The 13,794-nt window shown below is 59.3% G+C and carries 11 protein-coding genes; 5 read left to right on the top strand and 6 right to left on the bottom strand.

Annotated features, from left to right (window positions below):
• The first annotated feature begins 37 nt into the window (after positions 1-37).
• The 4 genes from purH to tspR all read left to right on the top strand — a co-directional run bounded on the left by purH (position 38) and on the right by tspR (position 6,636).
• Positions 38-1,645 carry a bifunctional phosphoribosylaminoimidazolecarboxamide formyltransferase/IMP cyclohydrolase gene (purH, locus tag ACXX83_RS27660; RefSeq protein ID WP_015093300.1) on the top strand — a complete coding sequence of 536 codons (1,608 nt, stop codon included), beginning with the start codon at positions 38-40 and terminating at the stop codon, positions 1,643-1,645.
• Positions 1,646-1,800: 155 nt separating this feature from the next.
• A complete protein-coding gene (gene purD, locus ACXX83_RS27655) occupies positions 1,801-3,096 on the top strand; it encodes a phosphoribosylamine--glycine ligase (RefSeq protein WP_095964762.1) in 1,296 nt (431 codons plus the stop codon).
• 100 nt (positions 3,097-3,196) lie between these two features.
• Positions 3,197-5,974: a hybrid sensor histidine kinase/response regulator gene (locus tag ACXX83_RS27650; protein WP_458550118.1), complete on the top strand. Its 2,778-nt coding sequence runs from the start codon at positions 3,197-3,199 to the stop codon at positions 5,972-5,974.
• 65 nt (positions 5,975-6,039) lie between these two features.
• The gene (gene tspR, locus ACXX83_RS27645; protein ID WP_007971378.1) at positions 6,040-6,636 is read left to right on the top strand and encodes a type III secretion system genes modulator TspR; all 597 of its coding nucleotides are present in this window, start codon (positions 6,040-6,042) and stop codon (positions 6,634-6,636) included.
• On the opposite strand, the gene ACXX83_RS27640 is transcribed toward tspR, so the two are convergent.
• From ACXX83_RS27640 to cobG, 6 genes are all read right to left on the bottom strand, one after another.
• Positions 6,633-7,367: a hypothetical protein gene (locus ACXX83_RS27640; protein WP_458550117.1), complete on the bottom strand. Its 735-nt coding sequence runs from the start codon at positions 7,365-7,367 to the stop codon at positions 6,633-6,635. The genes tspR and ACXX83_RS27640 overlap by 4 nt on opposite strands.
• Positions 7,368-7,421: 54 nt before the next feature.
• Positions 7,422-8,237: a hypothetical protein gene (locus tag ACXX83_RS27635; protein ID WP_225923719.1), complete on the bottom strand. Its 816-nt coding sequence runs from the start codon at positions 8,235-8,237 to the stop codon at positions 7,422-7,424.
• A 219-nt stretch (positions 8,238-8,456) separates the two neighbouring features.
• Positions 8,457-10,163 (bottom strand): precorrin-3B C(17)-methyltransferase, encoded by a 1,707-nt coding sequence (gene cobJ, locus ACXX83_RS27630; RefSeq protein WP_458550116.1) that lies wholly within the window; start codon positions 10,161-10,163, stop codon positions 8,457-8,459.
• Positions 10,163-10,894, bottom strand: coding sequence for a precorrin-2 C(20)-methyltransferase (locus ACXX83_RS27625; protein WP_217838358.1), 732 nt, complete (start codon positions 10,892-10,894; stop codon positions 10,163-10,165). The genes cobJ and ACXX83_RS27625 overlap by 1 nt, the downstream gene beginning before the upstream one ends.
• Entirely contained in the window at positions 10,894-11,520 is a 627-nt protein-coding gene (locus ACXX83_RS27620; protein ID WP_015093293.1) for a precorrin-8X methylmutase, read from the bottom strand. The genes ACXX83_RS27625 and ACXX83_RS27620 overlap by 1 nt, the downstream gene beginning before the upstream one ends.
• On the bottom strand, positions 11,513-12,835 hold the full coding sequence (cobG, locus tag ACXX83_RS27615; protein ID WP_458550115.1) for a precorrin-3B synthase: 1,323 nt from the start codon (positions 12,833-12,835) through the stop codon (positions 11,513-11,515). The genes ACXX83_RS27620 and cobG overlap by 8 nt, the downstream gene beginning before the upstream one ends.
• Positions 12,836-13,121: 286 nt before the next feature.
• Here cobG and ACXX83_RS27610 point away from each other — a divergent pair, with 286 nt between their 5' ends.
• On the top strand, positions 13,122-13,769 hold the full coding sequence (locus tag ACXX83_RS27610) for a hypothetical protein (protein ID WP_458550114.1): 648 nt from the start codon (positions 13,122-13,124) through the stop codon (positions 13,767-13,769).
• The last annotated feature ends 25 nt before the right edge of the window (positions 13,770-13,794 follow it).

Below are 13,794 nucleotides of genomic sequence, written 5' to 3'. Positions count from 1 at the left end.
TTTTTGCTGACTTCCTTTGCTTTTGATGGAAATTGAGATGACCGACCAGACTACCCGCCTGCCGATCCGCCGCGCCTTGATCAGCGTTTCCGACAAGACCGGGATCCTCGAATTCGCCAAGGAGCTTGAAGCCCTGGGCGTCGAGATCCTCTCCACCGGCGGGACGTTCAAGCTGCTGCAGGACAACGGCGTTGCCGCAGTGGAAGTCGCGGATTACACCGGTTTCGCCGAAATGATGGACGGCCGGGTGAAAACCCTGCACCCGAAAATCCACGGCGGGATCCTCGGTCGTCGCGGTATCGACGACGCGATCATGAACGAACACGGCATCAAGCCGATCGACCTGGTCGCAGTCAACCTGTACCCGTTCGAAGCCACCATCAACAAGCCAGGCTGCGACCTGCCGACCGCCATCGAGAACATCGACATCGGCGGCCCGACCATGGTTCGTTCGGCCGCGAAAAACCATAAAGACGTAGCGATCGTGGTCAATGCCAGCGATTACGCCAGCGTCCTTGAAAACCTCAAGGCCGGCGGCCTGACCTACGCTCAGCGCTTCGACCTGATGCTCAAGGCGTTCGAACACACCGCCGCCTACGACGGCATGATCGCCAACTACATGGGCACCGTGAACCAGGCGGCCGACACCCTGAGCACAGAAGGCCGCAGCGAATTCCCGCGCACTTTCAACAGCCAGTTCATCAAGGCCCAGGAAATGCGCTACGGCGAGAACCCGCACCAGAGCGCGGCGTTCTACGTGGAAGCCAAGCCTGCCGAAGTCGGCATCGCCACCGCGACCCAGCTGCAAGGCAAGGAACTGTCGTACAACAACGTGGCCGACACCGACGCCGCGCTGGAATGCGTGAAGAGCTTCGTCAAGCCGGCTTGCGTGATCGTCAAGCACGCCAACCCGTGCGGCGTCGCTGTCAGCCCTGACGCCGAAGGCGGCATCCGCAAGGCCTACGATCTGGCCTACGCCACCGACACCGAATCCGCTTTCGGCGGCATCATCGCCTTCAACCGCGAACTGGACGCCGAGACCGCCAAGGCCATCGTCGAGCGCCAGTTCGTCGAAGTGATCATTGCTCCGAGCGTCAGCGAAGAAGCCCGCGCCATTGTCGCCGCAAAAGCCAACGTACGCCTGCTGGCCTGTGGCGAGTGGTCGGCTGACCGCGCCGCTGCCTGGGACTACAAACGCGTCAACGGTGGCCTGCTGGTGCAGAGCCGCGACATCGGCATGATCGGCGCCGACGACCTGAAAGTGGTGACCAAGCGCGCACCGACCGAACAGGAAATCAACGACCTGATCTTCGCCTGGAAAGTCGCCAAGTACGTGAAGTCCAACGCCATCGTCTACGCCAAGAATCGCCAGACCATCGGTGTCGGCGCCGGCCAGATGAGCCGCGTGAACTCGGCGCGCATTGCTGCCATCAAGGCAGAACATGCCGGCTTGCAGGTAGCCGGTTCGGTGATGGCTTCCGACGCATTCTTCCCGTTCCGCGACGGTCTGGACAATGCGGCCAAGGCGGGCGTGACTGCCGTGATCCAGCCAGGCGGCTCAATGCGTGATGCTGAAGTGATTGCTGCGGCCGACGAAGCCGGCATCGCGATGGTATTCACCGGCATGCGCCACTTCCGTCACTGATACAACGATCAACTGTGGGAGCGGGCTTGCTCGCGAAGACGGCGGCACATTCAATATTGATGTGACTGAAACACCGCTTTCGCGAGCAAGCCCGCTCCCACATAAGAGCATCCCAGCGGTGCTATCAAGAATTAGCGTCATCCGAGGTTTTTGAAATGAATGTTTTGATCATTGGCAGCGGTGGCCGTGAACACGCCCTGGCCTGGAAAGTGGCTCAGGATCCGCGCGTGCAGAAAGTGTTCGTGGCGCCGGGCAACGCCGGTACCGCCATCGAAGCCAAGTGCGAGAACGTCGCCATCGACGTACTGGCGCTTGAGCAACTGGCAGACTTTGCCGAGAAAAACGTTTCCCTGACCATCGTCGGCCCTGAAGTGCCGCTGGTTGCCGGTGTTGTAGACCTGTTCCGCAGCCGCGGCCTCGACTGCTTCGGCCCGACCGCTGGCGCTGCGCAGCTGGAAGGTTCGAAAGCCTTCACCAAAGACTTCCTGGCTCGCCACAAGATCCCGACTGCCGACTACCAGAACTTCACGGAAATCGAGCCGGCCCTCGCCTACCTGCGTGAAAAAGGCGCTCCGATCGTGATCAAGGCCGACGGCCTGGCCGCCGGTAAAGGCGTGATCGTCGCCATGACCCTGGCCGAAGCCGAAGACGCCGTGCGCGATATGCTGGCGGGCAATGCCTTTGGCGATGCGGGTTCGCGTGTGGTCATCGAAGAGTTCCTGGACGGCGAAGAAGCCAGCTTCATCGTCATGGTCGACGGCAAGAACGTGCTGCCAATGGCCACCAGCCAGGACCACAAACGCGTCGGCGACGGCGACACCGGTCCGAACACCGGCGGCATGGGTGCTTACTCCCCGGCGCCAGTGGTCACCGCCGACGTGCACAAGCGCGTCATGGACCTGGTGATCTGGCCGACCGTGCGCGGCATGGCCGAGGAAGGCAACGTCTACACTGGCTTCCTGTACGCCGGCCTGATGATCGACAAGGCTGGTAACCCAAAAGTCATCGAATTCAACTGCCGTTTCGGCGACCCTGAAACCCAACCGGTGATGCTGCGCCTGCAGTCGAGCCTGGTGTTGCTGGTTGAAGCCGCCCTGGCCCAGGCGCTGGACAAAGTGGAAGCGCAATGGGATCCACGTCCGAGCGTTGGCATCGTTCTGGCCGCTGGCGGCTATCCTGGTGACTATGCCAAGGGCACAGCCATAAAGGGTCTGGATGCTGCCGCCGCACTGGAAGGCAAGGTTTTCCACGCCGGTACGGCGCTCAAGGACGGTCAGGTAGTAACCGCCGGTGGTCGTGTGTTGTGCGCCACCGCCATGGGTGCCAGCGTCGACGCTGCACAGCAGCAGGCCTACAAGCTGGCGGCAACGATTGACTGGGAAGGTTGTTTCTATCGCAAGGACATTGGCTACCGCGCCATTGCCCGCGAGCGTGGCGAAAGCCAGGAATAAGGTAGACACCGCGCCAGGCAATGAACACGGTTCATTGCCTGGCTATTCCGGCGCCGCGCATCGTTATACTCTGGCATCAACCTATCGAAGGGATTTCGCCGTGCGCTGGCTCAGGATTGCCATAAGCTTAACCGTCACATTGCTGACCCTGCTCTGCATGCTACCGGCCCAGGCCGCGCAAGGCAGTGGCTGGGCGGTATTGCTCGACGAACAGGGCGATCTGCAACTGAGCGACATCCGTTCCGCACGCTACACCAATCAATTCAGCCCCATCGAACTCGACCGCATTACCGCGGCTGAACCCGATGGAGCGCTATGGTTGCGATTCAAGCTTGCACCGGGCAAGCACGAACAGGTGCTGCGATTGTTCGCGCCTGATCTGCGCCAGTTCAACATGTACGTACTGGACGGCGACAAGCTGATCGACCAATCCAGCACGGGCAACGAACAACCCCAATCCGAGCGTCCATTGCCCAGCAGCGACTTCATGCTGCCCCTGCCACAAAGCGACAGCCCACTGGACGTCTACCTGCGACTGGCCTCCGACCACCAGTTACGACCCTACATCACCCTGCAATCGGCGGTCATCGCGGCTGCCAACCAGAACCAGACGCTGATCTATGGCCTGCTGTTCGGTTGCATCGCCATGCTGATCCTGCACAACCTCATCCGCTACGCCTACACCCGCTCGCACAGCGCCCTCTGGCTGGCAGCGTGTGAAGGACTGCTGATGCTCAGCCTGCTGTTGCTGCTGAACCTCGCCGGCCCCTGGCTACCGGACTGGCCCGCACTGCAGACGCCGGGGGCTTACCTGACATTACTGCTGACGGCGCCCTGCGGCCTGATGCTTGCCTATCGCTTCTTCTCCCCGCTCGGGCCACACCCGCTGAACCGGTTACTGCTCGGCGAAGTCCTGCTGATCACCGCCTGCGGCCTGATGCTGCTGTTCGTCAATACCTTGCCGCTGAACTTCATTACCTACGGCCTGGTAGCCCTGGCTGGCCTGACCATGCTGTTCATCAGCGCCTATCACTGGCAAAAAGGCTATCGCCCGGCCCGTCTCTTCGTGGCGGCCATGGTGGTATTCAACCTCGGGACCCTGGTCATTCTGCCTGCGCTGTTGGGGCTGACCCTGCTCGAACCCCATGGCCTGATCACCACCTTGCTGGTATTCATCTGCATCAGCGGCCTGCTGATGAGCATCGCGTTGAGCGAGCGCCAGCGCCGCATCACCGAAGACCGTTTCAGCATCAGCCGCGACCTGGCGGCCAGCAATGCCGAGATCAACGCCAAGGCCGAGTTCCTGGCGAAGATCAGCCATGAAATCCGCACCCCGATGAACGGTGTTCTCGGCATGACCGAGCTGCTGTTGGGCACACCGCTTTCGGTCAAGCAACGCGACTATGTGCAGACGATCCACAGCGCCGGCAACGAGCTGCTGACACTGATCAACGAAATTCTCGACATTTCCAAACTCGAGTCCGGGCAGATCGAACTGGACGATGTGCAGTTCGACCTCAACGCACTGATCGAAGACTGCCTGAGCATTTTCCGCGCCAAGGCCGAGCAGCAAAACGTCGAGTTGATCAGCTTCATCCAGCCGCAAGTGCCTAGAGTGATCAGCGGTGACCCGACACGCCTGCGCCAGACCCTGTTGAGCCTGCTCGAAAACGCCCTGAAAAAAACCGATGAAGGCGAAGTCCTGATCGTCGTGGCGCTCGACGAGCGCAACACCAAACCGCGCCTGCGTATCGCCGTGCAGGACAGCGGTGAGCCGATGGACGCCGAAGAGCGCGACGCCCTGATGCACGCCGAACTGCACAGCCGGCATTTTCTGTCGGCCACCCACCTGGGCGGCAACCTGGGCCTGGTGATTGCCCGGCAACTGATACGCTTGATGCAAGGGGAGTTCGGAATCAAGAGTGGCAGCAACCAGGGCAGCACCCTGTGGCTGACCCTGCCGCTGGATCCGGATCGACTCGAGCACCCGACCTCTGACCTCGATGGCCCGCTGCAAGGTGCACGGGTATTGGTGGTGGACGACAACGACACCTGTCGCAAGGTGCTGGTGCAGCAATGCAGCGCCTGGGGCCTTAACGTCAGCGCCGCGCCTTCCGGCAAGGAAGCGCTGGCACTGCTGCGCACCAAGGCGCATTTGCGCGATTACTTCGATGTGGTCCTGCTGGACCAGAACATGCCCGGCATGACCGGCATGCAACTGGCGGCCAAGATCAAGGAAGACCCGAGCCTGAACCATGACATCCTGCTGATCATGCTCACCGGCATCAGCAATGCGCCGAGCAAGATCATTGCGCGCAACTCCGGCATCAAGCGCATCCTCGCCAAACCGGTGGCCGGCTACACCCTCAAGACCACCCTGGCCGACGAACTGACCCAACGCAACAAAGGCCTGGTCGTCACGCAATCACTGCCAAGCGGCCCGCCCCCGCCGGTCAAGGTCCCCAGCGATTTCCGCATTCTGGTGGCCGAAGACAACAGCATTTCGACCAAGGTGATCCGCGGCATGCTGAGCAAGCTCAACCTGCAACCGGATACCGCCTGCAACGGCGAAGAAGCCTTGCAGGCGATGAAAGCCCAGCGTTACGACCTGGTCCTGATGGACTGCGAAATGCCGATCCTCGACGGCTTCTCGGCCACCCAGCAATTGCGCGCCTGGGAAGTCGGCAACCAGCGGGTCCGCACCCCCGTGGTGGCATTGACCGCCCACATTCTGGCCGAACACAAAGAGCGTGCGCGCCAGGCCGGTATGGACGGACACATGGCCAAACCGGTCGAACTGTCACAACTGCGTGAATTGATCGAACACTGGGTCGCCCAGCGTGACCAGCAGAATCGCGCAACGACCCAAACGTCCTGAGCCGACAGACTGCGCAACCCCTGATAGACTCCCCCTCGACTTCCCTCGCCAGTGAGCCCGGCACCATGCTCCATGTGTTGTTCAGCGTTTACCTGAAGATGCTGGTGCTCTACAGCCCATTCTTCGTGTTGTCCTGCTTCATCAGCCTGACCCGTGGTTATTCGCGCAAGGAACAGCGACGGCTGGCCTGGAAAGTTGCGGTCGCCACACTGGTCTCCAGTGTGCTGCTGTACTTGTTCGGCCGAGTGATTTTCAGTGTTTTCGGCATTACCGTGGACGCATTCCGCATCGGTGCCGGTAGCGTCCTGTTCATCTCGGCGCTCGGGATGGCACAAGGCAAATCGGCGGTACAGACCGACAACGTGCAGCAGGATGTGACCATCGTCCCGCTGACCATTCCACTGACCGTCGGCCCCGGCACCATCGGTGCGTTACTGGTGATGGGCGTGAGTCAGCCGCACTGGGACGACAAACTCACGGCCATAGTCGGCATTGCCATGGCCAGTTTTACAGTGGGCGTGGTGCTGTTTTTGTCCAGTCGAATCGAGCGCATTCTCGGTGATCAGGGATTACAGATCGTCAGCCGTTTGATGGGGCTATTCGTATGCGCACTGGCGGCGCAGATTATCTTCACCGGGGTGAGGGGGTATCTGGTGCCTTAGCCCGCCCCCCCCTGAGCAAGCTGCACCGCATGTTCGCCGACCTTGATGCACAGTGCCTGCCGTTGCGGCCCTAGCCACCGCACTGTGTCTTCTCGGAATGCCGTGTATTCGTTGACAGCAAATCGGGCGTGAAGAAATGAAGTCATCACACCTCCCTCTACGCGATTCAAAGCGAAGTCTTGCCCGATAAACTGGCCTTCAATCGGCTGATCTGTTTCAAAGAACACGGTGGCCAATGTTAAAAAACCATCAGCCTCGACTACGCCTGCCAGCACTCTCACACGATGAGTACGCTTGAGATTGTCTTCGATACCGACTGAATGAGTCCCACTCTCCAATATCGATTGCTCACGGAAAACCCCAGCCCCCAGCGACTGTACCGGCAGTTGCGCAATCATGCGCAAAGCACTTCCCATCAGAATGACTTGCTGAGCGGACAGCCTTGATTGAAAGGCTGCATGCACAGCGTCATACACGGAAAAAATCGTGACGCCTGATCGAGGGAACATTCCTGAGGTTGCCCCCTGGTCATGGAACTGCCAGCCACAAGCGGCCAGCGTATCCACGAATACTTCGGCCCATTTGACGTGGGCGTGACCATTCGGAAAATCTTCCTCGGCGGTGAGTTGCGCAAACAAGACAGTGTCAAGGCTGTCCTGCAGGGCCGCAGGCGACAACGCCTTCGACATCAGCAAAACGCTGCCTGAATTTATTACTACGGAGTACGTCATTCGCTTTCCTTGATTCAGGAAGGCCAAAGACCTAAAGCCTCTGGCCTCGTTCCTTCACTTGCGCCGGCTGAACCGCCTGACCAACACATCTTTTCGGTGTTCGCCGAGGTACTCTTCGATGTCCGACTTGATTTCCGCATAACGGGCAGGGTTGAACGTTACAAACGACTTTCCGTGAAAGATTTCCAGGGAAGAAGTCTTCCAGTCGACAAACAGCGCACCGCCATCATCACTACCACCCTGATGATCAACCGCGCCTACCGCGATCAGGATAATTCCGTTGGCCATTTGCTCGCAGGGAATAGTGCTCAGGCGTACGCCTTCCGTATTCTTCGCTTCAAGGTTGAACAGATTTAGTGCATCAGGCTCTTTCTTCAATGCATCCAGCGTGGAGTTGGTGATTGCACTGAGCACAGTTGCGCCAGGAATTGCGGCCTTTGCAGCCTCGACGGCAGCCTGGATAATATCGACCATGACATTATCCATCGTGATCTTCAGCGAAGTGGCACTGTACTTTGAGTAACCTTTATCTGGAACGAAACACCCCAACTCTTCCAGGCACTTGGTAAAGGCGTGATACCAAGCCTTGGGATCCTTATTCCCCGGCACTTCGTAATTAGCTTCCATCTTCGACATGGTTATCAGGTTTTCAATGATCGCCATGTTCTCGATGCTGATCTTGTCACCGTAGCCAATCAGACTATTGCCCAACACTAGTGCGTCCAATTCCTTGGTAGGACTCGAAGCGACCGACGACATCAACGACATTGTGCGCGGCCGCTTGGCCATGGCACTTTTACGCATCTTAATGCATGCCCTTACAAAATCAGCACTTTTCGAAAAACTTACAGAACTTTTAAAATCATCCACAAGTAATACTCCTTTATTTATTAACAAGCGCTCCATCCAGAAGCGCCTTAAAACTAACGCAGCTCACTCCAACCATCAAGCGCAACTAAATACAACATGTGTATATCAATCATTACAAACTAGCGAGACACGCATTCAACAACAAATTAACAGACACCGCCCACCAGGCCATTACTAATTAATAATGGCCTGGAGTTATTCAGCAGTCCGGAATAGTAACTATTGAATGGGGGTAAGCTTGTCGCCATAACTGCGTGGCGTGTACACCCAGGTACTACCGTCCAGGCGAGGGAACACACGAGTTGTCGAAGACCCGATGAGTACCATTGTCCGCATGTCCACCTGATCGACACCCAGTTGACCCAGCGTGGTCACCCGTAACGTCTGACCCGGACGGCCAATATCCCGCCCCAATACGACGGGAGTTCCCGGCTCACGGTGTTGGCTGACAATCTCCAGCGCCCGGCCCAGTTGCCAAGGGCGTGAACGAGAGATCGGATTGTAGAAAGCCAGCGCAAGATCGGCTTGCGCGGCCAGGTCCAGACGTTTCTCAATGATCGACCAGGGCTTGAGGTTGTCTGACAGCGACAGCACACAAAAGTCATGACCCAACGGCGCACCGGCCTGGGCGGCCGTCGCCAGCGAGGCTGAGACACCTGGCAGGATTTCGAGATCGACGTTGTGCCAGGCGGCATCGCTGGACTCGTGAAGCGCCTCCAGCACAGCCGCGGCCATGGCAAAGACCCCCGGATCACCGGACGACACCACCACCACCGAACGCCCTTGAGCCGCCAGTTCGAAGGCGTGACGGGCACGCTGCATTTCTTCGCGGTTATCCGTGCAGTGCAGCACCTGGTCAGCCCGGAATGGCCCGGCCATGCGTACGTAGGTTTCGTAGCCGAGCACATCGTTGGCGCGAGCCAGTTCTGCCTTCACCGCCGGCACCATCAAGTCGGCAGCGCCTGGCCCGAGGCCAATCACCGCCAGCCGTCCGCGCGGTCGGCCGATCTGCGATGGCTCCAACGGCTGCTCGGCGACTGCAATGGCAATCACGTCATCGCCGACGATGGATACAGGCCTGATGGCATGATGCACCAGCTCACTCGCCGCACCTGCAGCGCTGACAAAACGCAACGGCACACTCAGCTCGAGCGCCGCTTCGCGCAACGTGGAGCCGGCCATTTCACTGTCGGCTGCCAACAGGCAAGCCACCGATTGCACTGCGATTCCGGCCTGACGCAAAGCCTGGCGAATGGCGGCCGATGCATCGGCCACTTCACCCGCCACGGCAACCAGCACGTTGCGTGGATAGATCCGCAATTCGTGGGCCGCAGGCGCTCGCTCGGCATGACCGACATGAACGGTCAGTCGCGCGTGTTCATTCTCAGGCAATTGCGCTTGCGCCAACCACGGTGCAGAACCTTCGATGCGCACCGTTTCACCCGCCAGCAAATCGGACACGAAACGCTTGCCCAATTCCAGATCGCCCAAGACATACCCACTGGGCGGATTGAGCAGGCAGGTGCCGAAACGCAGTTCACCGCTGGTGGTGATCGCCGCCGAGACCTCCAGTGCGGCGGCAATCTCGCGCGCCATCACATTCACGCCGCCAAGACCACCAAGCAGAGGCACCACCGCGCTGCCGTCTTCGGCCACGGCCAGCACTGGCGGCTCGGCGCCTTTTTCCAGCAGCAATGGCGCCAGCGTCCGGATCACGATCCCGGCTGCGCACAAGGCTATGATCGGCGTGTCCTGTTGATAAAGCTCACGCAGGGTCGCACCGAATTCACGGTAGACGCGGTCAGCGCCCTCAACCCGCCCGGTCAGGCCGTGGATCAACGCCCCCGGATAAAACTGCTGAATTTTCTGTGCGGTCGCGAGGCTGCCATTGCCGAGAATGACAATCGCCGGAACTGGACGGGTCATCAGCCTTGCCACCTTTCACCGGGAACGATGATCAACGAGAAGTACGGCGAAGACATCGGCTCGACCTGATCCAGCGGCACGATCTTCTGATTGGCCATGGTTGCGCGTTCGACGTACAGCGCACGCTCGGCCAGGCCGAGATCTTCGAGCACCTGGCGGACCTTGGGAAAGTTGCGTCCCAGTTTCATGATCACCGCCGCATCGGCATCGGCCAGGCGACGCTTGAGTTCGTCGTGCGGCAGCACACCGGACAACACCGACAGACTCTGATTGCGATACACCAGCGGCGCACCGAGTACCGAGGCTCCGCCGAGCATCGAGCACACGCCAGGCACGACCTCAGCCTGATAACGCTGGGCGAGCCGGTCGTGCAGGTACATGTAGGAGCCGTAGAAGAACGGATCGCCCTCGCAGATCACCGCCACATCGCGGCCTGCGTCGAGATGCGCGGCCAGCTCTGCGGCAGCGTCATCATAGAAGTCGCTGATCACTTGCTCGTAGGACAAAGGCGCCGGCAAGGCTTCTGTGGTCACCGGGTACACCAGTGGCAACAAATTCTGTGCGTCCTGCAGGTGTGCTTCGATGATACCGAAGGCGTTGCCCTTCTTGCCCTTGGCGACGAAGTACGCCACTACAGGCGACTCGCGCAGCAACCGCAGCGCCTTGACGGTAATCAGTTCCGGATCACCGGGACCGACGCCAAGGCCGATCAAACGTCCAGGTTGCTGCATCATTCGATCTCCGTGGCGAGGGCATTGACGGCGGCGGCAGCCATGGCGCTACCGCCCAGGCGACCCTGCATGATGACAAAAGGCACGCCACGGCTGTCAGCCGCCAGCGCTGCCTTGGATTCGGCGGCGCCGACGAAACCTACAGGGAACCCGAGGATCAGCGCCGGTTTCGGCGCACCGGCGTCGAGCATTTCCAGCAAATAAAACAATGCCGTCGGGGCGTTGCCGATGACCACCACGCTACCTTCCAGATGGGGCCGCCACAGTTCCAGCGCAGCGGCTGAGCGGGTGTTGCCCAATTCACGGGCCAGCTGCGGAACGCTTTCGTCGCGCAAGGTGCAGATCACCGGATTGTTCGCTGGCAACCGCGCGCGGGTCACGCCTTCGGAGACCATTCGCGCATCGCACAAAATCGGCGCGCCGGCCGCCAGCGCATCACGCCCGGCCTTGCCCGCCCCTTCGGAAAACTGCAAACCGTCGATGGCCTCGACCATGCCGCAGGCGTGAATCACACGGACCGCGAGTTTCTCCAGATCGGCAGGAATTCGGTCGAGGTTGGCCTCGGCGCGAATGATCGCGAAGGAGTTGCGATAGATCTCCTGACCGTCGCGGATGTAATCAAGCATCAAGGGGGCTCCGTGAGCGAGCGTCGAGCAAGGCCGCGACCGCTTCAATAGTAAGGTTGTGTGCGTGCAGCGCGCCGAAACCCGGCTGCGCGGCGTCGCGAAAATATAGATCGTAGTGACCGGGGGCGACGGCCAGCAACGTGACGGGCGCGATATGCGCGGCGGCGCAGGAACGCGGGCAACCGCTCAGGTGTATGTTCAGCGCCGGTCCGTGGCGGCGCAACAGCGCGGCCAATTGCAGGGCATCGCCCTTGGTCTCGGCCAGGCCTTTGGCGCAACCGTTTGAGCCGGTGCAGGCGATCAGCCGGGACAATGGCTGATCGGCTTCGCACTGCAGACCCAGACACTGCAGTCGCCGAATGACCTCAGCGGCATTTTCCGCGCGAACATTGGGCACCAGCAGACTTTGCCAGGGTGTGAAGCGCAGACTCGAATCACCGAGTTCGCACGCCACTTGCGCCACGCCCCGCAGCATCGTCGGATCGAGCCGTCCCAGTGGCGGGACAGCCCCCACATAGACAACGCCGGAGTCGGCCTGGGGATGGGCGCCGATGTGCAAATCGCTGCCAGCCGAAACCCGCTGCCAATCGACAACCGCTTGCATCGATACACACTCAGCCAGCCGAAGCAGAACGTGCTCGATCGAGTACTCGGCCAGCAAATGACGCATCCGCGTCTGCTCGGGGCGCGCCCGTTCAAGGAACAACTCAAGCACCGCGACTACCAGGGCATGGCCATCGTCGAGCGCGACCGAACCGGCCGGTTTGTCCGTCGGGCATCCGGCCAACCCAAACGCCAGCCGTCGCACACCGTTTCGCTCGAAGGCCGCGAGCCACAGGTCGTGGGGATGCTCAAGCATCGCCAGAGCCTCGCCGCCATCGAGTTGCATGGCGAACTTGGCACTGAGATCGTGAAAGCGTTCTTGCTGTTGCACCGTGGCCAAAATCCGATCGGCAAGTGCTCGGGTATCGAACAGCATCTGCCGATCGAACCCGGCGGCAGGGCTGAGCATCAGATTGCGAACATCGTCACCCGCCGCATGGCTCGGGCCCAATCCTGCGGCAAGCAGGCAGTCGATCAAGGCGGCCTGTTCGTTGCCGATGCCACGAATCTGCAAGTTGCCGCGATTGGTCGCCTCGATCACGCCACCGGCATATCGCTCGGCTGCATCGGCCACCGCGACGGCCTGCTGTGCGCGGATGGAACCACTGCTGAGTTTGATTCGGCAAATGCCGCCGTCCAACGCCTGGACGATACGCAGCAACCCGGGACAGGCCGAAGGGCGTAAAGGGTTGGATTTCTGACGAGGATTCACTGGATGACCGGTACGAGGCGAAGGGCAGCATTATGCCTGCTTTGTCAGGCGGGATGAAAAGTCCAGGCAGATGGACGACGAAAAGCGCCCGGCTCCGGCGTCAGGATATTTGTTCTGGCGCACGAGTCGTACTGGCTCATGTCAGGCATAAACGCCGCAAAAAATACTGACAACAAAAATCAACTTCACAACCCGCTCTTATTTCAACCCTATATCGACTCCTGTACTTTTAATTCGCAAACAACAATAGCAAACATATCAAACAGCTAACTATCAGGAGCAATCCATGAGCAAAAACAGCCTGTCTGGAGCATTGACCGGACACAGCCTTACTTCATGCATAGACGAACTTTCACCGCAAGATCACAAGGACCTTACCGATTGCACGCAAATAGCCACAAAATCCGCTGACATGCTTTGTAGTCGCTTCACTGATTCGTCAAAGTGGCTTCATGAGTATGTAAATACGCTGGATTTCCTGGGTTGGTCTGTCTTTGAAGACGCGATTTTCACCCGCACCCGTAGCGTCATTTCACAAAGCGTTGCGCACTTTCTGGTGCAAAGCGCTGAAGGCATGCGGGACTCCCGACAAGGCAATGCCATGATAGACACGCTCGACGCGCTGAAGCCCGACAAATCGGCGCTGCTTTCACTGGATAAAGAGAGTCTTATGGGAGAAGGTTTTCAGGTAATACCTGCACGCTACGATTCAAGGGGGGTCCTTGAAATAGCCGTTTTTAATCTTGAATTGCTAGTAACCACAAGAAAAAATGGTTTTTTGTTCTGGGACTGGGAAGATCAGGATGCACAAATCACCCAGAGACGGGCCAGTCTTAAACTGGACAGATACAAACTCGAAAGTATAAAACCGCTGATTGAAAAAAAGCTTCGCGAGATCACCATGAAGAGATTCGAACTGCGCAAACCATCATAAGATTGAATATCCTGACACTTGAACG

The organism is Pseudomonas sp. GNP012 (genome assembly GCF_054343835.1).
The sequence above is the reverse complement of the archived record's forward strand: the minus strand, read 5'-3'. Positions and strand labels throughout refer to the sequence as shown.

What these genes read in the sequence shown, in the direction of transcription:
- cobJ (WP_458550116.1), bottom strand. Translation starts at nt 10,163, where the DNA reads ATGACCCGTCCAGTTCCGGCGATTGTCATTCTCGGCAATGGCAGCCTC.
- ACXX83_RS27610 (WP_458550114.1), top strand. Translation starts at nt 13,122, where the DNA reads ATGAGCAAAAACAGCCTGTCTGGAGCATTGACCGGACACAGCCTTACT.
- ACXX83_RS27625 (WP_217838358.1), bottom strand. Translation starts at nt 10,894, where the DNA reads ATGCAGCAACCTGGACGTTTGATCGGCCTTGGCGTCGGTCCCGGTGAT.
- purH (WP_015093300.1), top strand. Translation starts at nt 38, where the DNA reads ATGACCGACCAGACTACCCGCCTGCCGATCCGCCGCGCCTTGATCAGC.
- ACXX83_RS27620 (WP_015093293.1), bottom strand. Translation starts at nt 11,520, where the DNA reads ATGCTTGATTACATCCGCGACGGTCAGGAGATCTATCGCAACTCCTTC.
- ACXX83_RS27640 (WP_458550117.1), bottom strand. Translation starts at nt 7,367, where the DNA reads ATGACGTACTCCGTAGTAATAAATTCAGGCAGCGTTTTGCTGATGTCG.
- tspR (WP_007971378.1), top strand. Translation starts at nt 6,040, where the DNA reads ATGCTCCATGTGTTGTTCAGCGTTTACCTGAAGATGCTGGTGCTCTAC.
- purD (WP_095964762.1), top strand. Translation starts at nt 1,801, where the DNA reads ATGAATGTTTTGATCATTGGCAGCGGTGGCCGTGAACACGCCCTGGCC.